A 21638-nucleotide genomic window follows, 5' to 3' on the forward strand; every position below is an offset into this window, starting at 1 on the left:
GATGTACGATATCAATAAAGTGCGGGAAGATTTCCCCATTCTGTCGAGAAAAGTCTATGATCGTCCACTTGTCTATCTCGACAATGCAGCCACCACTCAGAAACCTCTCTGCGTGCTCGATGCTATGAGAGAGGAGTACCTCAACGTCAATGCCAATGTACATCGCGGTGTCCACTACCTGTCGCAACAGGCCACCGACCTACATGAGGCAGCAAGAGAAAAGGTTCGTGCTTTCATCGGTGCCGCTAAAACAGAAGAGATTGTGTTCACTCGCGGCACTACAGAAGCCATCAATCTAGTAGCATCATCATTCTGCGAAGAGATGATGAAAGAGGGCGATGAAGTTATTGTCACCGACATGGAGCACCACTCCAACATCGTGCCTTGGCAACTACAAGCCAACCGCCGCGGCATCGTAGTACGTCATCTGCCTTTCGACGAAAAGGGCGATCTCTGTTTGGATCAGTTGGAACAGATGATCAACGAGCGTACCAAACTGGTGAGCATGGCCCATGTAAGCAATGTGCTCGGCACAGTAAACGATGTAAAGCATGTGACAACCATTGCCCACAAATATGGAATTCCCGTATTGGTGGATGGTGCACAGAGCACTCCCCACTTTCATGTTGATGTAAAAGAACTGGATTGCGATTTTTTTGCCTTCAGTGGACACAAGATGTATGGCCCTACTGGTATCGGTGTGCTCTATGGTAAAGAAGAATGGTTGGAAAGACTTCCACCCTATCAAGGTGGCGGCGAAATGATAGATAAAGTGTCGTGGGAACAAACCACTTTTGAACGCCTGCCCTTTAAATTTGAAGCAGGCACGCCCGACTATGTAGCAACCCACGGCCTCGCCACTGCTATTGATTATATTTCGGCATTAGGCCTTGACCAGATAGCAACCCACGAGCAGATGCTTACCCATTATTGTATGGAGCAGATGTCAACCATCGATGGTATGCGTCTGTTTGGCACATCAGCACACAAAGATGCAGTAGTCAGTTTTCTGGTGGGCAATATCCACCACCTGGACATGGGCACCCTGCTCGATCGCCTTGGCATAGCTGTACGCACTGGACACCATTGCGCCCAACCCCTGATGACTCGCCTTGGTATCAGCGGCACGGTGCGCGCATCGTTTGCCCTTTACAATACGAAAGAGGAGATTGACATTTTGGTCAATGGCATACGCCGTGTCAGTCAGATGTTCTGACCAACAGTGTCAAGTTTCTGCATATTGGGCATTAACTATTAGTCGCGTCCAAGTCCGCTGTTTCGGCATTTGAGCAATGCGTTGCAAAACCACAGCAGACAGAGCAGCCGCAATACCAACGACATGGATGCAAATACAAGGAAGAAGAATGCAGCCTGTGCATTGCATAGCAACAAGGTCTGTCGCACGTTGACTTTCTCGCCTAGCAATCGCGAATAGTAGTTGGCAAGAGCCGCAAGGGGTTTATTGGCAAGATTGGCTATACGCTGTACATTGAGCATGAGGCGCTCGTTACGATTCAAAGTGATGGTCTGTTTCATATTCAGTTCAGATTTTATTGTTTCGATGCTGCAAAGGAACTACTATTTTGTGCACAATATGTTCACTTTCAAAATATCTTAGTTAAAAGAATTTAATCGTTAACATCTCTTTACAATATTATATGCTTGCAAGCCATTATTACACGGGTAAGATAGAAGCAGGATGCGATGAAGCCGGACGTGGATGTTTGGCAGGTAGCGTCTATGCTGCTGCTGTTATCTTTCCTGAAGACTACCACAACGAGGCGCTCAACGACTCGAAACAATTGACAGACCATAAGCGCAAGCAGTTGCGCGAGATTATTGAGCGCGACGCATTGGCATGGGCTGTAGGCATCGTAACAGCCGAAGAGATCGACCGCATTAACATCCTCAATGCCTCGATACTCGCCATGCACCGTGCTCTCGACCAGTTGAAAGTGCGTCCAGAAGCAATTATTGTGGATGGCAACCGTTTCAAACCCTATCAGAAGTTGCCCCACACCACTATTGTCAAAGGTGATGGTAAATATCTCAGCATTGCAGCAGCCTCGATTCTTGCCAAGACTTACCGCGACGACTATATGGATGGACTGGCAGAGGAATATCCTGAATACGACTGGCATTCCAACAAAGGATATCCCACCAAGAAGCATCGCGAAGCTATCAGCCGTTGCGGTATCACTCCCTATCACCGCAAGAGTTTCAATCTGCTGGGCGATGGGCAGCTTTCACTCGATTTTGGAGAATAGCCTATGCGTCACGACAAACTGAACCGAGAGCTGTCGTTGCTGCTTCTACTTACCGAAAACAAGAAGCTTAACGTACAGCAACTCTGCGAAAAGATGGAGCTATCAAAGCGCACGCTCTATTACTATCTCGATTTTTTCCGTGACTTTGGCTTCGAAGTGGAAAAGCGCGGCACTGTCTATTCCATCGACAAAAACTCCACCTACTTCACCAAACTCTTCCGCAAAGTGCATTTCACCGAAGACGAAGCCATCTATATCCGCCGCATGCTTGAAAACTATGGTGGTCAGGGAGCACTGGTGGCCCATCTAAAGAGGAAGCTCGACACGCTCTACGATTTTAATATCCTTGCCGATGCCCAGCTGCGCGAACAGCAGGCTTTGAATATCAGCGTCCTCTACGATGCCATCAAATATCATCGCAATGTCATTCTCCACCATTATTCATCGCCACACAGCAACTCGGTGAGCGATCGCATTGTTGAACCGTTCATGTTGATGAACGACAATCGCGAGGTGCGTTGCTATGAATTAACATCAAAGATGAACAAGACCTTCAAGGTGGCACGCATGGAATCGGTAGAGTTGTTGGCCGACGAATGGCAGCACGAAAGGCAGCATCGACAGATGTACACCGACATCTTCATGTTCAGCGGCGAACAACAGATGCGTATCAAACTACGTCTGGGCCGCCTATCAGCCAATATCATACAAGAAGAATATCCATTATCGGCAGCCTATATCAGTAAAGACAATGACACCCATTGGATACTTGAACTCGATGTGTGCAGCTATATTGGTATAGGTCGTTTTGTCATGGGACTGTTTTCTGATATCGAAGTATTGGAAGACTCTGGTTTCTGTAAATATATCCACGACAAAGTCAAGGAGATGGAAGAAAAGATAAAAAACACACCATGATAGTGTTCAACATAAAGGAATAATTAGTACTTTTGCGTCGGTAAAAAGAAAACAGCAAAAGATAACCCGTACATTATGGAAACGTCACACTCCAACAAAGTAGAACTGCGCAACCTCCAAATGGAGGACTACGACCAGTTGGCACGATCATTCCGACGCATCTATGCCGATGCTGATGTCTTCTGGACTCACGCACAAATCAAGAAACTCCTCACTATCTTTCCCGAAGGCCAGATTGTTATCGTGGTTGATGATAAGATAGTGGGATGTGCCCTATCCATCATTGTTGACTACAACAAGGTGAAAGGCGACCACACCTATGCACAGGTCACTGGCAACGAAACGTTCAACACTCACAACCCCGACGGCAATATCCTTTATGGCATCGAGGTGTTTATCCATCCCGACTACCGTGGCATGCGACTGGCTCGCCGCATGTACGAATATCGCAAGGAACTCTGTGAGAAACTCAACCTCAAGGCCATCATGTTTGGCGGTAGAATACCCAACTACCACCTCTATGCCGACACCATGCGTCCTAAGGAATATATAGAAAAGGTACGCACGCGAGAGATATACGACCCGGTACTTACTTTCCAGCTGTCCAACGACTTCCACGTGCGTCGTGTCATCCGCAACTATCTGCCCAACGACGAGGAGTCGAAACATTGTGCCACACTGCTGCAATGGGACAATATCTACTATCAGCCATCCAACAATGTAGTGGAAAAGCGTCCCACGGTACGTATCGGTATGGTACAATGGCAGATGCGCCCCTACCATACGCTCGATGATTTGTTCGAACAGGTAGAGTTCTTTGTCGATTCCGTATCCGACTACAAGAGCGATTTCATCCTCTTCCCCGAATACTTCAACGCTCCACTGATGGCGAAGTTCAACGATATGGGCGAGGCACAGTCTATCCGTGCCATGGCACAATATACGGAGAAAATCCGCGACCGCTTCGTTGAAATGGCCATCAGCTATAATATCAACATCATCACAGGTAGTATGCCTTACGTTAAAGATGACGGTGCTCTCTACAATGTGGGCTTTCTTTGCCGTCGCGACGGATCATACGAGATGTTTGAAAAGATACATGTCACTCCCGACGAACAGAAATGTTGGGGACTGACCGGTGGCAGCCATGTGCAGACTTTTGATACTGACTGCGGACGCATCGGCATACTGATTTGCTACGATGTAGAGTTCCCTGAGCTGTCACGCCTGATGGCAGATGAGGGCATGCAGATACTCTTTGTACCATTCATGACCGACACCAAGAACGCCTATTCACGTGTTCGCATCTGTGCACAGGCTCGTGCCATCGAAAACGAGTGCTACGTGGCAATTGCCGGAAGTGTGGGCAACCTGCCGCGTGTCCACAACATGGATATCCAGTATGCACAGTCTGCTGTGTTCACCCCGTGCGACTTTGCATTCCCCACCGACGGTATGCGTGCCGAGGCAACACCCAACACCGAGATGATATTGGTAAGCGATGTAGATCTGAGTCTGCTCAACGAGCTACACACCTATGGTGCTGTGCGCAACCTGCGCGACCGTCGTGGCGACCTCTACGAACTAAAGATTAAACCTGCCGCTAAACAGGATATCGAAGGTTAACCCCATACTCCTTGCGCGTGCGCATGGGCGCACGCGCATTTTTTTCGTTTTCATCGACCATCGAACACCAACCTAAAACTCTGCGAACATCATTTTATCAGCAAGAACATAGGTAAGACATTTCCGGCTCCCATACTTTATCAGCAAATGAAGTATTCAAATACAACTATAATTGTGATTTGCTATAGATAATAGTTCGTTTTTTCTTGCAGAATAGGAAAATATTAACTACCTTTGTCATACAAACAAAGAAATAGTCAAAACCGTATTACTACACATTCAGCCTATAGTCCCAATAGGATTCGAGAGTATATGAAGCTGACAACACGACAGAAACAAAAGCTACAACACATGTGCAGCATTGTGCTTCTGGCAATGCTGACAACTATCCTTCTATTCACCTGTGGCAAAAGCGACAGGAGTATTGCCATATTGGAACGTGCTGAAAATATAATAGACGAACATCCCGACTCTGCACTATTGCTACTAAATAGCATCAGCAGCGAACAAAATGAAATGGACAAAAGCCAATACATGGCCTACCATCTGCTACTGACTGACGCACACTATCGCACGGGAAATACAATAGTGGAAGATAGCATAATCATAGAAAGCGCCAACTATTACGACCTGCATGGCACTTGTAAAGAGCAGGTGCGCGCCAACTATTTGGCTGCACTCGTTTACGACTACAAAGGTAATACGCCCATGGCACTCCAGTACTATATGAAGGCTGTGGCACACACCGACACTACCGATACACACTGTGATTGGCACTTATTGGGCAAACTCCATGCACAAATGGCGAAAGCATACGGACGGGCGATGGTCTATAGTATGCAGATGGACTGCATACATAAAGCCGAACACGCATTTTTCAAAGCCAACGATACCGTTAATGCTCTCAAGGCTAAAACACAAACGGCAGACATCTACGCACAAAACGGCGATACTTACAGAGCAATAACACTGCTCGACTCAGTGGCAGATGTCATGGCTAAACAACAATATCACGAGTTGGCTGTCGGTTTCTTCCTGAAAGAAATGCCCCTTATTGCTAAAAAGACAGACCGGAAATTTGCAGAATCTGTCATGCAAAAAGTACAGCAAGAAATGCACTACCTTGCCTCAAACCATCGCTTGTGGAACAATTACTATGCCTGCCAAGGCATATTGGCTGAGCTACAAGACAATATCGACTCGGCTGGTTTCTATTATATGCAAGCCAACCTTTCTGATATCAACGACATGCCGTTGACAGCCTGCATAAATGGTGGTTTGATGCGTTATTACACTGCCAAAGGAAACCTGCGTGAAGCCACTCGCTATGCCACTTATTACACTTTAGCTTGCGATTCTCTACAAAAAATGCATGCAGAAAATATCGACTGTGAAATGTACCGTCTCTATACACAGGATCGCATGGGAGAAGTGGAGAAGCACATGGAAGCGCGTCTGAAAACAATGATTGCTGCACTCCTTATCGTTATATTTGTGCTCTGCATCGCGGGATTGATTAGTCACCAGTGGTACAAACGGCATAAACAGTGGCAGCGCATCAAGATTGAACGCCATAATATGTACTTCCAGCAACTACGTGCCACCTACGACCATGCACGCCACGAATATGACACACTACAAAACGATTTCCTCGCATACAAGCAAGCAAAAGGCGAAGAATTGGAGTCGCTGCGCGCTCAAGTGGCAACCTATTTAGACCAAAACGTATCGATTGAAACATGGGACAAAGAGCGCGAACTCTTCGATGACAAGGCTATCAGCCATCTCCACTCATTGCTTGAACGAGGAAAAATTCCATCTGGGCGCGACCTACGGGAGGTGGTACAGTTGGCAGAAGCCCATCTACCCGACTTCTGGGCAGTGGTATGCAATCCCACCAAACACTTGTCGCTAACTGAAATACAAGTATGTGTGTTACTCCGCGTCTGCTTCATTCCATCGGAAATAGCCGCTGCAATGAATATCAGTATGCAACGAGTGAGCAATGCGAAAGCAAGCATACACGAAAAACTCTTTGGCACGAAAGGTGCAAAAGGATTGGAAGACAAATTGCTGGCTCTACACTAATCCCTATACTCGGCAACGCATTTTTATCCTAAACTAAAAAGAATGAAAAGGTCAAACATAAATATGATGTTGGAATCATGGCTATACACCGCTGTGTTTTTCCATGGTATATTGGACCCTATGATAGACTACTTCTACGATTCGAGTTCCTTCGTATGGTGGAGTTTCCAAGCCTGTGGAGCTTTGCTTATTATTATTGCCGTATTCTTCAGCAGACAACTATTGAGCAAAAAGTGGACTTACACACTGAAAAAACTGGCATCTGAACAGCTTTTTCTGAATATCAACATCTGTCTCTGCTTCTTGGGTATTGCCATTGCACTGCTTTTCGACTCACAACGATGGATAGCATGGACGGTATTCCTCATCATTTTCGTCGGTCTATTTATCTCTAATCACAACCGCAAGAGAAAGGACGATATTTCACAATCAACATCACAAAGCGCATAAGCTACTATCTCATAAGCCATTAAAGCCACACTTCTATACACACAAAATACACACTTGATGTTTTGTGAATTTAACGTGTATTGATTTTTTGCTCGTTGTTTTGGTTCTGCTTAATTTTGCAATCGAAACAAAACAATTATTCACACAACAAAAATCAATCAAATTATGAAAACAATGATCGGTATTTCAAAAGGCATGGCAGTAATGACAATGATTATACTGCTGACAGCATGTACATCAGACAACTATGACATGGAAATGACACCTAAAGCAAAAACTCCTGACGTAATCTCCAAAATTGAAAACATCAACGCTGAACTTGAACAGCTCAAAACACCATTTGTGACAAGAGGATGGAAAGACTGGAATAGAAATAAGAGAAATGAATTGGTAAGAGCTGATTTCAAAGGATGCTACGATGGAGTTAAATATGGATATAAAATCGGAAAACAAATTGATTCATCACGAGGTGGATGCTTTGGCGCCATCATCGGAGGCGTGATTGGTGGCGGTGTTTCTTCTTGGTGGAAATATCGCGATATGGATCATAAACTTGAATGTAATGATGCTGATATAGAAACAATATCCGAATTATGTAGGAGTTTGGCACAAAAAGGAGACATTACTGAATCAGGCATTACCAATTTGGATGAAGCTCTTAAAGGAGATTCTATTGTAAACAATGATCTCATATTATTATCAAATTTAGATGCACTTTCACTATGTATAGGAAAAATGCATAATACTGCACTTGCCACATTTGACGGTTCAAGTGGACCAAACATGGATAAAAAGGATGAAAAATATCCAGATAATAAAATTGATGCAGAAACTATTGAATTACAATTAAGTTTGATTGACTCAAAAGAATTAAAAACGAAATGCAAACAAATTGCCATTGATATATGTACAGGAGAAAAAAACGAATCAGACTCTACTACGGATAAAATCATAAGGTTGTTTGACGAAGCATTAGACAGCTATACAGAAAACGCTGAAGACATTGCATTTATCATCGGAAAGTATTGTGAAATAATCGATAGTACTGCAGATTTGACAGAAGAAGAGAAAACGCAAGTAAAAGCTGCTTTTTCTACTGCTTTGTATAGTATATCATATTGGGAAACTAAAATGAAATAGGCATGGACAGATATTCTAAAAGCATAATATGGGCATCTTGGATTTTTCGTGCAGGACTACTTGTATGGACCTTTGACCCTTTGATAGAAAACATTTCTAAAGGCAATGAATTATTGATTGATGTATGGAGCAACCTATCGTTCGGTCTTTTAGTTATTTCTGCACTGTTTGAACTTGTGATGCTTATAATAAACCACAAGCGTTTTATCAAGGCATTGGAGAACTGTAAAACTACTGGTTATAGCATGGCAATAATCGATATCATTGGTATTATAGTTGCATTAATCTTCCAAAGTTCATTCTGGAATTTCTGGGCATTCATGCTCGTCTGTGATACAGTTGGTATAGGCATAGATGCCAAAAAGCAGAAAAAACAGCAAGATGCAGTAGGTTAATGGTTTGATGCTACCACAAAGTTAACAGAAAAGATTCACTCAAAACAATCTTTAGACCTCATTTCGCCCATCGTGTACATCCGTATGCGATGGGTTTCCTATTATTGGCAAACACCCATCAAATATGAAGATGACAGAGGACCGCGTCATTCTTTTAAGTATCTGATTTTCAATTGCCTCGTATGTAATATTGGAGAAAACTTTTATCAAACGCTGGACAATACCTTTATCAAACGCTAGACAATACCTTTATCAAACGTTGACAATACCTTTATCAAACGTTGACAATACTTTTGCCAAACGTAAGACAATACTTTTACCAAACGTTAGACAATACTTTTGCCAAACGTTGGGCAATACCCTTGCCAAACGTTGGGCAATACCGTTGCCAAACATTTGGCACAGCTTGGCAAAACGTTATCAAAAGAATATCGATCTATTTTATTTCTGAGCGACATTCGAATAGATATGAGCATCGCAGATATGCTTTCGCAATTTGGTGGTCGATGCGTGGTCGATAGAAACAGTTTCGACCACCGCCTAAAATACTGAACGATAACGTGATGCACACATCGGTGGTCGAGTGGTCGAAATTTTCTGAAAAATAAAATTCTTGTATAACTCTGGAAAAACGGAAAAGTGTCCTGCAAAGCCGTAAAGCTTCAGCAGGACACTTTAGATTATTTTTCAGCTATATGATTCGCTGCAATTAGAAGTCCATTTTGTCGAGAGCATCGCTGAAATCCTTGGGCTCGTTGTTGGGCTCATGGAATTCGTCGTTGCGCTGTGGACGCTCGCGGTGATCGTTGTGCTGACGACGCTCGCCACGCTCAGGACGGGGGCGACGCTCGCTACGGTCGCGACGTGCAGGACGCTCAACATATCCCTCAGGCTTATCAATAAGAACGCGATGAGAGAGTTTGAACTTACCGGTCTTAGGATCAATCTCCAGCAGTTTCACCTTAATCTTATCGCCTTCCTTGATACCAGCTTCCTCTACGGTCTCCAAACGCTTCCAGTCAATTTCTGAAATATGGAGCAAACCGTCCTTGCCTGGCATGAACTCTACAAAGCAACCATAAGGCATGATGCTGCGTACGGTACCCTCGTAAACCTCACCAATCTCAGGAATAGCCACAATGGCACGAATCTTGGCAATAGCAGCATCGATGCTGTTCTTATCGGGACCGCTCACCTGAATCTTACCAACGCCATCCTCTTCATCGATAGTGATAGTAGCACCGGTATCCTCCTGCATCTGCTGAATGATCTTTCCGCCCGGGCCAATCACAGCACCAATGAACTCCTTAGGAATCTCAAAGGCTACGATGCGGGGTACGTGTGGTTTAAGCTCAGCACGTGGCTCAGCAATAGTATCGGTGATGCATTTAAGGATATGCTCACGGCCAGCCTTAGCCTGCATAAGAGCTTTTTCCAAGATTTCGAACGACAGACCGTCGCACTTGATATCCATCTGAGTGGCTGTCAGACCGTCCTTAGTACCAGTGGTCTTGAAGTCCATATCACCCAAATGGTCCTCGTCGCCGAGGATATCGCTCAATACAGCATATTTATCTTCACCGGGATTCTTAATCAGACCCATGGCAATACCTGATACAGGCTTCTTCATAGGAACACCTGCATCCATCAGGGCAAGCGTACCTGCACAAACGGTAGCCATAGATGAAGAACCGTTAGACTCGAGAATCTGAGATACCAGACGTACGGTATAAGGGAAGTCCTCAGGTATCTGACCCTTCAAACCACGCCATGCCAAGTGACCGTGACCAATTTCACGACGACCCACACCACGCTGGGCTTTGGCCTCACCAGTACAGAATGGAGGGAAGTTATAATGGAGCAAGAAGCGCTGATAGCTCTTGTCAAGCACATCGTCAACAAGTTTCTCATCGAGTTTAGTGCCGAGAGTACAAGTGGTCAGAGACTGTGTCTCTCCACGTGTAAAGATAGAGCTTCCGTGAGGCATGGGCAGTGGAGAAACCTCACACCAAATAGGACGAATCTCGTCGGTCTTACGACCGTCAAGACGAATACCCTCATCCAAAATGCAACGTCGCATAGCGTCGCGCTCCACATCATGATAGTAACGGTCCATCATGGCATATTTCTCTTCGAGCTCATCTTCGGTGAGATCGGCATGTGCAGTAGCATACTGCTCCTTGAAATCCGCCAATATCTTTTCGAATGCCTCAGCACGCGCATGTTTCTCAAGAGCCTGCTTGGTCACGTCGTATGAAGGCTGATAGAGTTCCTTGTTCATCTGCTCACGCAGTTCTTCATCGTTGACTTCGTGATCGTATTCGCGCTTCACATCGGTACCGAGTTCCTTGCTCAGTGCGGTTTGCAATTCACACATAGGCTTGATAGCAGCCATCGCTGCTTTCAGTGCGCCAATCATATCTTGCTCTGAAACTTCCTTCATTTCACCTTCCACCATCATGATGTTTTCGGCAGAAGCACCAACCATGATGTCCATGTCAGCTTCCTTCATCTGTTCGAAGGTCGGGTCGATAACAAACTCGCCATTAACACGAGCTACACGAACCTCACTGATGGGGCACTCGAAGGGAATATCCGAACATGCCAATGCTGCTGATGCGGCGAATCCTGCCAATGCATCGGGTTGGTCAACACCATCTGCACTCAGAAGCATTACATTCACATAAACTTCAGCGTGATAGTTAGAAGGGAACAGCGGACGGAGCACACGGTCCACCAGACGGCTGGTAAGGATTTCGTTGTCACTGGCTTTGCCTTCGCGTTTAGTGAAACCACCGGGGAATCGACCTGCGGCGGCATACTGCTCTCTGTAGTCAACCTGCAGAGGCATGAAATCTGTTCCGGGAACTGCATCTTTTGCGGCACAAACAGTGGCCAGAAGTACGGTGTTGTTCATACGGAGAACAACGCTTCCGTCAGCCTGCTTTGCCACTTTCCCGGTTTCAATTGTGATGGTTCTTCCATCAGGCAACTGAATACTTTTCGTAATTACGTTCATCTTATTTTTTACGTCTAAATAAATAAATCATGCAAAATTACCTATTTTATTGGTAATAAACGAATAATCTGCCGATATTTTTCTTTTTTTATGAATTTGCCACAACCGTTTTCTATCGTGGGGATATAGGTACCGATAGCGGCATTCGGTATTTTTAATAGCCAATGCAAAAAGATATGGATAAAAAGCGAGACCTTTGCACACGCTTTCGAGGAAAGCAATATCGCTCAACCCTCGTTTTTACATATAAAAAGTAAGAAAAAAAATATATAAATTATGGAGACTTATAGATTAGTTATTTTAGCTGTTTCATTGGCTATGCCTTTGTTTGTTGTGGCGTTGAAAAAGTTCACTTTCGCTTTCCAAAATTACAAGAAGAGAACTCTGGGCTGTCAAGAGAAACTATTTCTCAACAACGAATGTTACGACTACGTAACAGCTGGCCACATGGCAGAAGAGGAAGTGATGATTAAGGACAACGAAACAGGCATGGTATATGACGACTACGAACTTGAACAGCTCTAAAGAAACTGCCCATTTTCTTGCCACCTATGCCGCAACCATGCTGGCTGCCGGCGGTTCATCTGCCCGTTGCGAAAAGACGGTACACCGTATTGCCGAAGCATACGGAACAACAGCAGAGATCACCATCTTACCCCATACGGTTATGACCACTGTATGGGACAAGGATCATAGTCAGTCCTTTTCCGTTGGAGAGAAATTGCCTGTCACAGGTCTCAACTTCTATGTCATTTCCCGTCTGAGTCACTTGTCATGGGATATCCGCGACAATGGCATCACACTGGAAGATGCAAAAAACGAATTTCGTAGCATCATGAAGAAACCACGACTCAACCCTTGGTTGGTAACGCTGCTCACTGGCCTTGCCAATGCTTCGTTCTGCCGTTTGTTTGAAGGCGATTGGAGAGCCATGCTCATTGTATTTATTGCCACTGTCAATGGTTTCTGGATTAAGAATGCTTTGCATAAAGAATGGAAATGGGATATGCGCCTGGCTGTACTTTGCGCTGCTTGTTGTTCATCAGTCATCGCCTGTGCAGGTTTTATGTTCCATTGCACCGACACACCAGACATTGCACTAGGTACCAGTGTGTTATATCTTGTACCTGGCATCCCATACATCAACTCCGTCAGCGACCTTATCCACGGACATTTACTCTGCTGCATCAGCCGTTTCATCGAAGCATCTGTGCTGACAGCATGCTTGGGCATCGGCCTATCGGTAGGCATTCTTTTAATGAACATACAATATTTCTAAAGACTTTACGTTATGATTATGACAGATATCCTGTTGGACGGTTTCTTTGCCGCCATTGCCGCCATCGGTTTCGGAAGCATCAGCAATGTGCCTCTCCAAGCTTTCAAAGGATGTGCACTGCTTGCGGCAGCAGGTCATGCCACACGTTTCGTGCTGACCCATGCCTGCGGTTGGGGACTGATTCCAGCAGCCTTTATCGGTGCATTGGTCATTGGATTCTTTGCACCGAAAGCGAGCCGCCACTGGCGTATTCCTGCCGAAGCGCTGGCATTTCCCGCTCTCTTACCGATGATTCCGGGTATGTATGCCTATCGTTCGGTTGAGGGATTGCTACAATGCATTATGAGCAAGGATGCCGAAACATTCACCCATGCCTTCTATCTGTTTAGTTACAATGGCATGGTATGCGTCATCATTGTCATACTGATGGTACTTGGTGCGACAGTTCCCATCATAGTGGATGCACGCAGACAAACTGATAATAGCGATACAAAAACAGCATAACATGGAACTAAGACAGCTTCGTTTCTTCCTAAAAGTCTCTGAGACTCTCAATTTCTCAGAAGCTTCTAAGCAATTGTACATCACCCAAAGCACACTAACACAAACTATTAAACAGTTGGAAACTGAGCTCGGCGTGGTGCTGTTCGACCGTAACAGTCACGAAGTACATCTGACAGAAGCTGGTAAGGAACTTGTGGATTATGCCAACCGCACGGTGACTGCTGCCGATGACTGCATGGCACGAATGACCGATCTGACGCAGATGAAATGTGGAACGCTCCGCATTGGTGTCACCCACTCCTTTTCATTGATGACTGCTGAAGTGGTGACAGAATTCTGCCGCCTCTATCCCAACACGCACATTGATATCACATACTTGCGTATGGAAGAACTTATCGACAAGTTGTGCCGTCATGAATTGGATGTAGTGCTGTCATACAAGCCCACTCATATCAGCAAGAAAGTGGAATCGGTAGAACTCTTCAAAGACCAGTTGGGGGTGGTTGTACCGCAAGACCACGAGCTGGCATCACGCCCTTCGCTGACTCTTGCCGACATTGCCAACTATTCGTTTGCACTTCCAGCAAAGGGCTTACAGGCGCGCAACGTATTGGAACGTCTGTTGGTTGCGCACAACATAACTCTCAACACACGTGTGGAACTGAACATTGCCACACCCTTATTGCGCCTGGTGCGTAAGAGCAAGATGCTGACCGTGCTGTCTTGTTCAGCTGTTGCCACCACACCAGACCTATGCGCCATTCCTCTTGAAGGGGAAGAAAGTAGTATGGTGGGATGTTTCCATACGTTGAAAGGAGTATATCGGAAGCATGCTGCCGACGAAATGCTCCGTCTGCTGAAAGAGTATATCGCCTTCTACAAGATGTAAATGCAAGTGCTGACCCCATCATTCAAATGCTACATGACTATCCTCCAATCGCATATTAAACCGAAAAGTAGGGATAAATAGAATCTCTATAACCGATTAGGAGTAAAAAGAAATGGTGTAAAGTTGCCAAAAAAAAATAATTTGCGTAACTTTGCACCATTATTATTTCATGCCGCATGGAACAACTCCTACACTATGTCTGGAAGCACCGTTTGCTGCCTGCCAGACCACTTGCCACCACCGACGGACGACCGATAGAGGTGATAGACCCTGGTCTTCATAATCGCAACAGCGGTCCCGATTTCTTCAATGCCAAGGTAAAAATCGGTCAGACGCTATGGGTGGGCAATGTAGAAATCCACGACAAATCGAGCGATTGGTTTCTGCATGGTCATGACCATGATGCTGCCTACGACAATGTAGTACTTCATGTAGCTGGCATCATCGACTGCGATGTGACCAATACATTGGGCCATTTCATACCACAAATGCAGATCGATGTGCCTCAACAAGTCATCGACAACTATGAGGAGTTGCTACGTACCGACCAATATCCGCCGTGCTACCGCATCATTCCTCAATTGGCTCCCATCACCATCCATGCTTGGATGGCTGCTTTGCAAACCGAGCGGTTGGAGCAAAAAACGGAGGCTATAGCTGAACGCGCACGTAGATTGGGTGGTTCGTGGGAAGACGCTTACTTCATGACCTTGGCCCGCAACTATGGTTTCGGCATCAACGGAGACAGTTTCGAAGAGTGGGCAGCACACATTCCCCTATCGGCTGTGGGACATCATCGCGATGATCAGTTTCAAGTGGAAGCCATTTTCATGGGACAAGCAGGATTACTAACACCCGAATCCATTCCACAGCGCTACCGCGACGAAGCCGTTGCTGACCCATACTTTCAGCGCCTTAGTAAGGAATATACATACCTTGCCCATAAATTCTCACTCCAACCGATGGACCACCACCGCTGGCGTTTCCTACGACTGAGACCTCAGAATTTCCCCTATATCCGTTTGTCACAACTGGCATGTCTCTATCATGAGCGTAAAACAAGTCTCTCGCAACTGACCGATTGCAAAACTGTGGCAGAGTTGCAGAATATGATGGGCACCCACGTATCCGACTACTGGAAGACTCACTACACTTTCGGACAGGAGAGCGAAAGCAACACTAAACATCTGTCGCCATTCTCTATCAACCTATTGCTCATCAACACTTGCATACCGATGCTCTTTGCTTACGGTCGTCACACTGCCAAAGAGGAATATTGCGACAGGGCTTTCGACCTGTTGGAACAGCTCCGCGCCGAGAGCAACCATATCATCCGCATGTGGAGCGAATGCGGTCTGAAAGTGAAAACGGCCGGCGATTCGCAAGCACTTATCCAACTAAAAAAAGAATACTGCGACCGAAAAGACTGTCTGCGCTGCCGCATTGGCTATGAATACCTTCGCCGACCAGGAGACAAAACACAGCAGCCCCATGAACAGATAAATAGCAAATCATAAATACATGAGTAAATATATTTTTGAAGCGCACATGGAAGTGCGCGATTACGAATGCGACATCGAAGGCATTGTCAACAATGCCAATTATCTGCACTATGCCGAACATACCCGCCATCTGTTTCTGAAATCACGAAACCTGAGTTTTGCAGAAATGCATGAGCGTGGGGTAGATGCCGTGGTTGCACGTATGAATCTGCAATACAAGACACCACTTCGCTGCGATGACGAATTTATTTCACGACTGTGGGTAGAGAAAGAAGGTGTCAAATACATATTCCATCAAGACATCTTCCGTGCTTCCGACGAGGCATTATGTTTCCGCGGAATCATCACACTGGTATGTCTGATAGATGGAAAACTCGCTAACAGCGAGGATTACGACCGGGCTTTATTATCATGACGATGAACGAAGATATCCGCTATACCATTGCCTTAAGTCGCATACTGGTGCTCTATCCTGCCGTTGCACAATTGCTCTACCGCGAATTTGGATCGGCCCAAGCGGTATATGAAAACCGCAACAGACTGACTGAAACCGTACCCGATTGTTCACAAAGATTGATCGAACTGCTACAAGACTGGTCAGAGCCACTACTGCGTGCCGATGAGGAGATACGTTACATGACGGAAAACAATATCGAAGCTATCCCCTTCGGTAGCGACAACTATCCCACACGACTGCACGAATGTGCCGATGCACCACTTCTACTCTACTATCGTGGCAACGCCAACCTCAATGCGCGGCGCGTGATAAGCATCGTGGGAACACGCCATTGTACGGTTTATGGCAACGATTTGATTCGCCGGTTTGTGGCAGACCTAAAGACAAAATGCCCCGATGCACTTATCGTCAGCGGTCTGGCATACGGTGTGGATGTGTGCGCCCATAAGTACTCCCTTGACAACGGGATACCTACTGTTGGAGTCCTTGCCCATGGACTCGACACGCTCTACCCCTCTGCCCATCGTGGCATTGCCCAGCAAATGACCGAACAGGGCGGTCTGCTGACGGAATATATGTCGATGACACGTCCTGAAAAAATGAATTTCGTGAAACGCAACCGCATTGTGGCTGGCATAAGCGATGCCACTATCGTAGTAGAAAGTGCATCACATGGCGGCAGTCTCATTACTGCCGACATTGCTCAAAACTATGGTCGCGAGGTGTTTGCATTCCCTGGTCCGGTAGGAGCGGAATATAGCAAAGGATGCAACCAACTCATCCGCAACAATGGCGCAACCCTCATCACTTCTGCCGATGATTTCATTTCATCAATGGGATGGACTACCGACAGTTTGCGTCCGCAAGCCGTAGAGCGCCAGCTCTTCCCTGATCTTACCATCGAAGAACAGGCTGTTGTTGATGCTTTAAGCAAAACCAACGACCTACAGCTCAATATGATAACAACCGTCACCAACATCCCTATCGGCCAAGTCACCGCCCTACTCTTCAGCTTGGAAATGAAAGGAGTAGTACGTCCTATGGCTGGTGGCACCTATCATCTACTGAGCTGATACTCCGACAACCATCATACAACAATCAAGAATGACAAAAATAGGAAATATAGAATTGGGCGAACGCCCGGTGTTTCTGGCACCAATGGAAGACGTGACCGATATCGGTTTCCGTCTGCTCTGCAAGCGGTTTGGTGCATCAATGGTATATACAGAGTTTGTATCTGCCGAAGCTTTGGTGCGCGACATCAAATCGACGGTACAAAAACTAACGATTGCAGACGAGGAACGTCCCGTTGGCATACAGATATACGGCCGCGACATTGATGCTATGGTCGATGCTGCAAAGATTGTAGAACAAGCTGGTCCAGATCTGATTGACCTCAACTTCGGTTGTCCTGTCAAGAAGGTTGCAGGAAAAGGCGCAGGTGCTGGCATGTTGCAGAATATCGACAAATTGCTCGACATCACTCGTAAGGTTATCGATGCAGTAAATCTGCCTGTCACGGTAAAGACCCGTTTGGGTTGGAACAACGACAATCTCGTCATCACCACACTCGCCGAACAGTTGCAAGACTGTGGCATAAAGGCACTAACCATCCATGGCCGCACTCGTGCGCAGATGTACACAGGTGATGCCGACTGGACACTGATAGGAGAAGTGAAGCGCAATCCCCGCATCCACATCCCCATCATAGGTAATGGCGATATCAAATCGCTCGACGATGCCGACCGCGCTTTCGACCAATATGGTGTTGATGCGGTGATGATTGGCCGTGCCACATTTGGTTGTCCTTGGATATTCAGTCGTAAGGAATTAACGCTTGATGAGAAGATTGACGTATTGGAAGAACAATTGCGCATCAATGTTGAGCGCATCGACGAGCGCCGTGGCATTCTCCACACCCGTCGTCACTTAGCAGCATCGCCTGTATTCAAAGGTATTCCAGACTTCCGCCAGACGCGCATTGCCATGTTGCGTGCAGAGAAGATGGACGAGGTGATGCAGATACTGGAACAATGTCGTGAGCGATTGCGCCAATAGAGTTGTTCATCAAAACAATTATCGCATATAACTTTAAAAGGGGTGGAAGCCACATGGCATCCACCCCTTATCAGTATTTGCTGTAGTAATAGAGATTACTTCAGTTTCTTGTAACCATAAACTGAACGGCCACCGAGCTGCTCCTCAATACGGATGAGCTGGTTGTATTTAGCCATGCGGTCGGTACGTGAGAGCGAACCAGTCTTGATCTGACCACTGTTGGTAGCAACAGCGATGTCAGCGATGGTGGTGTCCTCTGTTTCACCTGAACGGTGAGAAGTAACGGTGGTATAGCCGTGACGGTGAGCCATTTCGATAGCGTCGAGAGTCTCGGTGAGTGAACCAATCTGGTTAACCTTGATCAGGATAGAGTTGGCAGCACCCATCTTGATTCCCTTCTCCAGGAACTTCACGTTGGTTACGAACAAGTCATCACCAACGAGCTGGCAACGGTCACCGATGCGCTGTGTGAGTTTAACCCAGTTGTCCCAGTCGTTCTCATCGAGTCCGTCCTCGATAGAGTCGATAGGATATTTGGTAATCAGCTGCTCGAGGTAAGCAATCTGCTCCTCAGCGCTGAGCTTCTTACCATTAGGATCTTTCTTCTTACCATTCTTCAGCTGACGGTAATCGTAGAACCACTCACCATTCTCCTGAACAGCAAATTCAGAAGCAGCGCAGTCCATTGCGATCTTCACGTCCTTTCCTGGCTCGTAGCCAGCAGCCTTGATAGCTTCCATGATGGTGTCGAGTGCATCCTCGATGCCGTCAAAGTTAGGAGCGAAACCACCCTCATCACCAACAGCAGTAGAGAGGCCACGAGCCTTCAACAGCTTAGCAAGATTGTGGAAAACCTCAGCACCCATGCGGATACCTTCCTTTTCGTTGGCAGCGCCAACAGGGCGGATCATGAACTCCTGGAATGCGATAGGAGCGTCAGAGTGAGCACCACCGTTAACGATGTTCATCATAGGAACAGGCAGAACGTAGGTGTTAGTACCGCCGATATAGCGATAGAGGGGAATCTGCAGATAGTTGGCAGCAGCATGAGCAACGGCCAGTGATACACCGAGGATAGCGTTAGCACCAAGGTTCTTCTTAGTAGGAGTACCGTCGAGTTCCAGCATCTTGGCATCGATAGCGCGCTGATCCAGAACGCTCATACCTTCGATAGCGGGAGCAATCTTGGTGTTTACGTTCTCTACAGCTTTCTGAACGCCCTTGCCCAGATAGCGGCCTTTGTCGCCATCACGGAGCTCAAGTGCCTCGTTTTCACCGGTAGAAGCACCAGAAGGAACGCTGGCACGACCCATGTCGCCAGTTTCCAGAGTTACTTCAACCTCTACAGTAGGATTACCACGTGAATCCAGAATCTCTCTTGCGTGAATGTTTTCAATAATCATAATAATCTATTATTTTAATGAATGATTGTAAATTTCCGTGCGCAAAGTTACCAAATTTATCTCAAAACTCCATACTCCTGTGGCATTTTTATCGGTGTTTAACCTTTATTTATTTTATATAAGGTGTAGTTTGTCATGCCGAAATGGCAAAACAAAGTGCATCGGTTGGTTGGTAACAGGATGTCGGAACCATATTTCGGCAGCATGGAGCATGAGTCGGTCGGTGTCATCGGGATGGATTCGGGACGTTGTTAGGTTGGTATGTCCATATAGTTCATCGCCTTGAATGGGGCGCCCCAGCCCATCGGGGTGTGCACAATGTACCCGCAACTGATGGGTGCGTCCGGTATGTGGAGTGAGCGAAACTGTATTGGAGTCGATAAATTCATAGTCGGTGACTGCCGTTTTTCCGTGTTCCATATCAACCATTTGCAGCGGTCGATTTGTCATATCGGGCCGCATAGGCAGTCGGATGGTGCCTTTCGCTGGGCAGAGAATCTGTCCAGCTGCAGGTGGTTCGAGCAGAGCAACATAGCGTTTGCGCACCTCATGATGCAGGAATTGGTCTTGAAGGTCGCGATATGCATCGAGTGTCTTTGCCACGATGAGCAGTCCTGAGGTACCCATGTCCAATCGATGTGCCACATAACTGTCGGGATAGCGTTCTCGCATGACGGTCTCCACACTATAGGTTTCGTTGCGACCAGGCACACTCAGCACTCCCGAAGGCTTATCGACCACCAGCAGGCTATCGTCTTCATAGACAATGGCAATGGGCTTTCGTGGATGTGACAATGTATCGGGATCTGGATCCACGTTAAGTCCTTTCAGCATCCATGACAGTACTGGTTTGCATTTTCCACTACACGCTGGATAGTATTGTAAGTGGTGCCGTATCTCTTGGCGAGGCGATTGTCCCCACCAGAATTCTGCCATACACCGTGGTTGAAGTCCGTGTTGATAAGCATACTGTAGGAGTTTGGGGGCACAACAGTCACCCGTACCGCCTGGAGGCAACGGAAATTTTCTTACCACACGGTCGCGATAGTAGCCTTGCCAAATATCGACCAACTGACTACTTTGCCCTTCTGCATTGAGCATGCGATACTGGTCGAACAGCCAGCGTTGTAGTTTTTGCGACCGTTGCTTGCGTGATTCGCGATCTGTCTCTGCTGTCATGGCTGAGATGGCGCGCTCCTCCTGTTTGAAATATCCATCTGGTTGTTGGGCATCGAATACTGGCGGCACGAAATAATCCCAGTCGTTACGACCGGCAAGGAGTCCACTATAAGCAGCCAGAAACACCAGTTGTCCCTGCTGCTCACACACCAATACACCAAACATCTTGCCGCGGTCGGCATCGTCTTGCAGTTCTTTATGGCTGGCAATATAGGTTTGCACCTCTGTTGCAGCTTGTCGGCAGAGCGGATGTGGCTCGTATCCGAAGGGATAGGTGAACCGTTCGGGTGGCTTTTCGTCGGAATATAGAGGATGTAGCGTCATTGCTTTTTTGTTTTCTGATGCAAAGATACAACTTTTTTGCCAAATTCCTTTTGCATTTCGCTCGCTTAATCGTACCTTTGATACTATGCATCCAAGGTAGGCTGCACCTCGAAAATGAAAATAAAAACATTTTTTTCTTT

20 protein-coding genes are annotated in these 21638 nt (G+C 46.4%); 16 read left to right on the forward strand and 4 right to left on the reverse strand.

Annotated features, from left to right (window positions below; translation table 11 throughout):
- Position 1 precedes the first annotated feature (1 nt).
- Positions 2–1216, forward strand: coding sequence for an aminotransferase class V-fold PLP-dependent enzyme (locus tag CIK96_RS04555; RefSeq protein ID WP_094439913.1), 1215 nt, complete (start codon positions 2–4; stop codon positions 1214–1216).
- Between the two features lie 38 nt (positions 1217–1254).
- Here the strand turns inward: CIK96_RS04555 and CIK96_RS04560 are convergent, their stop codons facing one another.
- The gene (locus CIK96_RS04560) at positions 1255–1536 is read right to left on the reverse strand and encodes a hypothetical protein (RefSeq protein ID WP_094391485.1); all 282 of its coding nucleotides are present in this window, start codon (positions 1534–1536) and stop codon (positions 1255–1257) included.
- Between the two features lie 122 nt (positions 1537–1658).
- On the opposite strand from CIK96_RS04560, the gene CIK96_RS04565 reads away from it, so the two are divergent.
- The 7 genes from CIK96_RS04565 (at position 1659) to CIK96_RS04595 (ending at position 8884) form a co-directional block, all read left to right on the forward strand.
- Positions 1659–2267, forward strand: coding sequence for a ribonuclease HII (locus CIK96_RS04565; protein ID WP_094434742.1), 609 nt, complete (start codon positions 1659–1661; stop codon positions 2265–2267).
- Positions 2268–2270: 3 nt separating this feature from the next.
- On the forward strand, positions 2271–3185 hold the full coding sequence (locus CIK96_RS04570) for a YafY family protein (protein WP_094391487.1): 915 nt from the start codon (positions 2271–2273) through the stop codon (positions 3183–3185).
- Positions 3186–3260: 75 nt separating this feature from the next.
- The gene (locus tag CIK96_RS04575) at positions 3261–4811 is read left to right on the forward strand and encodes a bifunctional GNAT family N-acetyltransferase/carbon-nitrogen hydrolase family protein (protein WP_094391488.1); all 1551 of its coding nucleotides are present in this window, start codon (positions 3261–3263) and stop codon (positions 4809–4811) included.
- A 312-nt stretch (positions 4812–5123) separates the two neighbouring features.
- Positions 5124–6899: a cytochrome P450 gene (locus CIK96_RS04580; RefSeq protein ID WP_144007481.1), complete on the forward strand. Its 1776-nt coding sequence runs from the start codon at positions 5124–5126 to the stop codon at positions 6897–6899.
- Positions 6900–6941: 42 nt separating this feature from the next.
- Positions 6942–7349, forward strand: coding sequence for a hypothetical protein (locus tag CIK96_RS04585; protein WP_144007482.1), 408 nt, complete (start codon positions 6942–6944; stop codon positions 7347–7349).
- Between the two features lie 165 nt (positions 7350–7514).
- The gene (locus CIK96_RS04590; protein ID WP_094439916.1) at positions 7515–8489 is read left to right on the forward strand and encodes a hypothetical protein; all 975 of its coding nucleotides are present in this window, start codon (positions 7515–7517) and stop codon (positions 8487–8489) included.
- Positions 8490–8491: 2 nt separating this feature from the next.
- A complete protein-coding gene (locus CIK96_RS04595) occupies positions 8492–8884 on the forward strand; it encodes a hypothetical protein (RefSeq protein WP_094391492.1) in 393 nt (130 codons plus the stop codon).
- 709 nt (positions 8885–9593) lie between these two features.
- Here CIK96_RS04595 and pnp read toward each other — a convergent pair.
- Entirely contained in the window at positions 9594–11903 is a 2310-nt protein-coding gene (gene pnp, locus CIK96_RS04600; protein ID WP_094439917.1) for a polyribonucleotide nucleotidyltransferase, read from the reverse strand.
- A gap of 276 nt (positions 11904–12179) precedes the next feature.
- Here pnp and CIK96_RS04605 point away from each other — a divergent pair, with 276 nt between their 5' ends.
- The 8 genes from CIK96_RS04605 (at position 12180) to dusB (ending at position 18592) form a co-directional block, all read left to right on the forward strand.
- Positions 12180–12428, forward strand: coding sequence for a hypothetical protein (locus CIK96_RS04605; RefSeq protein WP_094391494.1), 249 nt, complete (start codon positions 12180–12182; stop codon positions 12426–12428).
- On the forward strand, positions 12400–13182 hold the full coding sequence (locus tag CIK96_RS04610; RefSeq protein ID WP_094439919.1) for a threonine/serine exporter ThrE family protein: 783 nt from the start codon (positions 12400–12402) through the stop codon (positions 13180–13182). Before CIK96_RS04605 ends, CIK96_RS04610 begins: the two co-directional genes overlap by 29 nt.
- 12 nt (positions 13183–13194) lie before the next feature.
- Entirely contained in the window at positions 13195–13686 is a 492-nt protein-coding gene (locus CIK96_RS04615) for a threonine/serine exporter family protein (protein ID WP_094391496.1), read from the forward strand.
- 1 nt (position 13687) lies between these two features.
- Positions 13688–14575 (forward strand): LysR substrate-binding domain-containing protein, encoded by an 888-nt coding sequence (locus tag CIK96_RS04620; RefSeq protein WP_094439920.1) that lies wholly within the window; start codon positions 13688–13690, stop codon positions 14573–14575.
- Between the two features lie 176 nt (positions 14576–14751).
- The gene (locus CIK96_RS04625) at positions 14752–16092 is read left to right on the forward strand and encodes a DUF2851 family protein (RefSeq protein WP_094391498.1); all 1341 of its coding nucleotides are present in this window, start codon (positions 14752–14754) and stop codon (positions 16090–16092) included.
- A gap of 4 nt (positions 16093–16096) precedes the next feature.
- A complete protein-coding gene (locus CIK96_RS04630; protein WP_094391499.1) occupies positions 16097–16492 on the forward strand; it encodes a thioesterase family protein in 396 nt (131 codons plus the stop codon).
- 2 nt (positions 16493–16494) lie between these two features.
- Positions 16495–17607, forward strand: a complete 1113-nt coding sequence (dprA, locus tag CIK96_RS04635; protein WP_094391500.1) for a DNA-processing protein DprA — start codon at positions 16495–16497, stop codon at positions 17605–17607.
- A gap of 31 nt (positions 17608–17638) precedes the next feature.
- On the forward strand, positions 17639–18592 hold the full coding sequence (gene dusB / locus CIK96_RS04640; protein WP_094439921.1) for a tRNA dihydrouridine synthase DusB: 954 nt from the start codon (positions 17639–17641) through the stop codon (positions 18590–18592).
- A gap of 95 nt (positions 18593–18687) precedes the next feature.
- Here the strand turns inward: dusB and eno are convergent, their stop codons facing one another.
- Entirely contained in the window at positions 18688–19995 is a 1308-nt protein-coding gene (gene eno / locus CIK96_RS04645) for a phosphopyruvate hydratase (RefSeq protein WP_094391502.1), read from the reverse strand.
- A 114-nt stretch (positions 19996–20109) separates the two neighbouring features.
- Positions 20110–21498, reverse strand: coding sequence for an RluA family pseudouridine synthase (locus CIK96_RS04650; protein ID WP_094439922.1), 1389 nt, complete (start codon positions 21496–21498; stop codon positions 20110–20112).
- Positions 21499–21638: the final 140 nt, after the last annotated feature.

Origin of the sequence: Prevotella sp. P4-98, assembly GCF_002251405.1 — a bacterium.
Lineage (GTDB): Bacteria > Bacteroidota > Bacteroidia > Bacteroidales > Bacteroidaceae > Prevotella.

Excerpts from the sequence above, each read along its gene's own strand:
- CIK96_RS04620 (WP_094439920.1), top strand. The coding sequence starts at position 13,688 with ATGGAACTAAGACAGCTTCGTTTCTTCCTAAAAGTCTCTGAGACTCTC.
- CIK96_RS04630 (WP_094391499.1), top strand. The coding sequence starts at position 16,097 with ATGAGTAAATATATTTTTGAAGCGCACATGGAAGTGCGCGATTACGAA.
- CIK96_RS04585 (WP_144007482.1), top strand. The coding sequence starts at position 6,942 with ATGAAAAGGTCAAACATAAATATGATGTTGGAATCATGGCTATACACC.
- CIK96_RS04615 (WP_094391496.1), top strand. The coding sequence starts at position 13,195 with ATGATTATGACAGATATCCTGTTGGACGGTTTCTTTGCCGCCATTGCC.
- CIK96_RS04560 (WP_094391485.1), bottom strand. The coding sequence starts at position 1,536 with ATGAAACAGACCATCACTTTGAATCGTAACGAGCGCCTCATGCTCAAT.
- dusB (WP_094439921.1), top strand. The coding sequence starts at position 17,639 with ATGACAAAAATAGGAAATATAGAATTGGGCGAACGCCCGGTGTTTCTG.
- CIK96_RS04605 (WP_094391494.1), top strand. The coding sequence starts at position 12,180 with ATGGAGACTTATAGATTAGTTATTTTAGCTGTTTCATTGGCTATGCCT.
- CIK96_RS04650 (WP_094439922.1), bottom strand. The coding sequence starts at position 21,498 with ATGACGCTACATCCTCTATATTCCGACGAAAAGCCACCCGAACGGTTC.
- pnp (WP_094439917.1), bottom strand. The coding sequence starts at position 11,903 with ATGAACGTAATTACGAAAAGTATTCAGTTGCCTGATGGAAGAACCATC.
- CIK96_RS04625 (WP_094391498.1), top strand. The coding sequence starts at position 14,752 with ATGGAACAACTCCTACACTATGTCTGGAAGCACCGTTTGCTGCCTGCC.
- CIK96_RS04565 (WP_094434742.1), top strand. The coding sequence starts at position 1,659 with ATGCTTGCAAGCCATTATTACACGGGTAAGATAGAAGCAGGATGCGAT.
- CIK96_RS04590 (WP_094439916.1), top strand. The coding sequence starts at position 7,515 with ATGAAAACAATGATCGGTATTTCAAAAGGCATGGCAGTAATGACAATG.
- CIK96_RS04575 (WP_094391488.1), top strand. The coding sequence starts at position 3,261 with ATGGAAACGTCACACTCCAACAAAGTAGAACTGCGCAACCTCCAAATG.
- CIK96_RS04570 (WP_094391487.1), top strand. The coding sequence starts at position 2,271 with ATGCGTCACGACAAACTGAACCGAGAGCTGTCGTTGCTGCTTCTACTT.
- CIK96_RS04580 (WP_144007481.1), top strand. The coding sequence starts at position 5,124 with ATGAAGCTGACAACACGACAGAAACAAAAGCTACAACACATGTGCAGC.
- CIK96_RS04555 (WP_094439913.1), top strand. The coding sequence starts at position 2 with ATGTACGATATCAATAAAGTGCGGGAAGATTTCCCCATTCTGTCGAGA.
- CIK96_RS04595 (WP_094391492.1), top strand. The coding sequence starts at position 8,492 with ATGGACAGATATTCTAAAAGCATAATATGGGCATCTTGGATTTTTCGT.
- eno (WP_094391502.1), bottom strand. The coding sequence starts at position 19,995 with ATGATTATTGAAAACATTCACGCAAGAGAGATTCTGGATTCACGTGGT.
- dprA (WP_094391500.1), top strand. The coding sequence starts at position 16,495 with ATGAACGAAGATATCCGCTATACCATTGCCTTAAGTCGCATACTGGTG.
- CIK96_RS04610 (WP_094439919.1), top strand. The coding sequence starts at position 12,400 with ATGACGACTACGAACTTGAACAGCTCTAAAGAAACTGCCCATTTTCTT.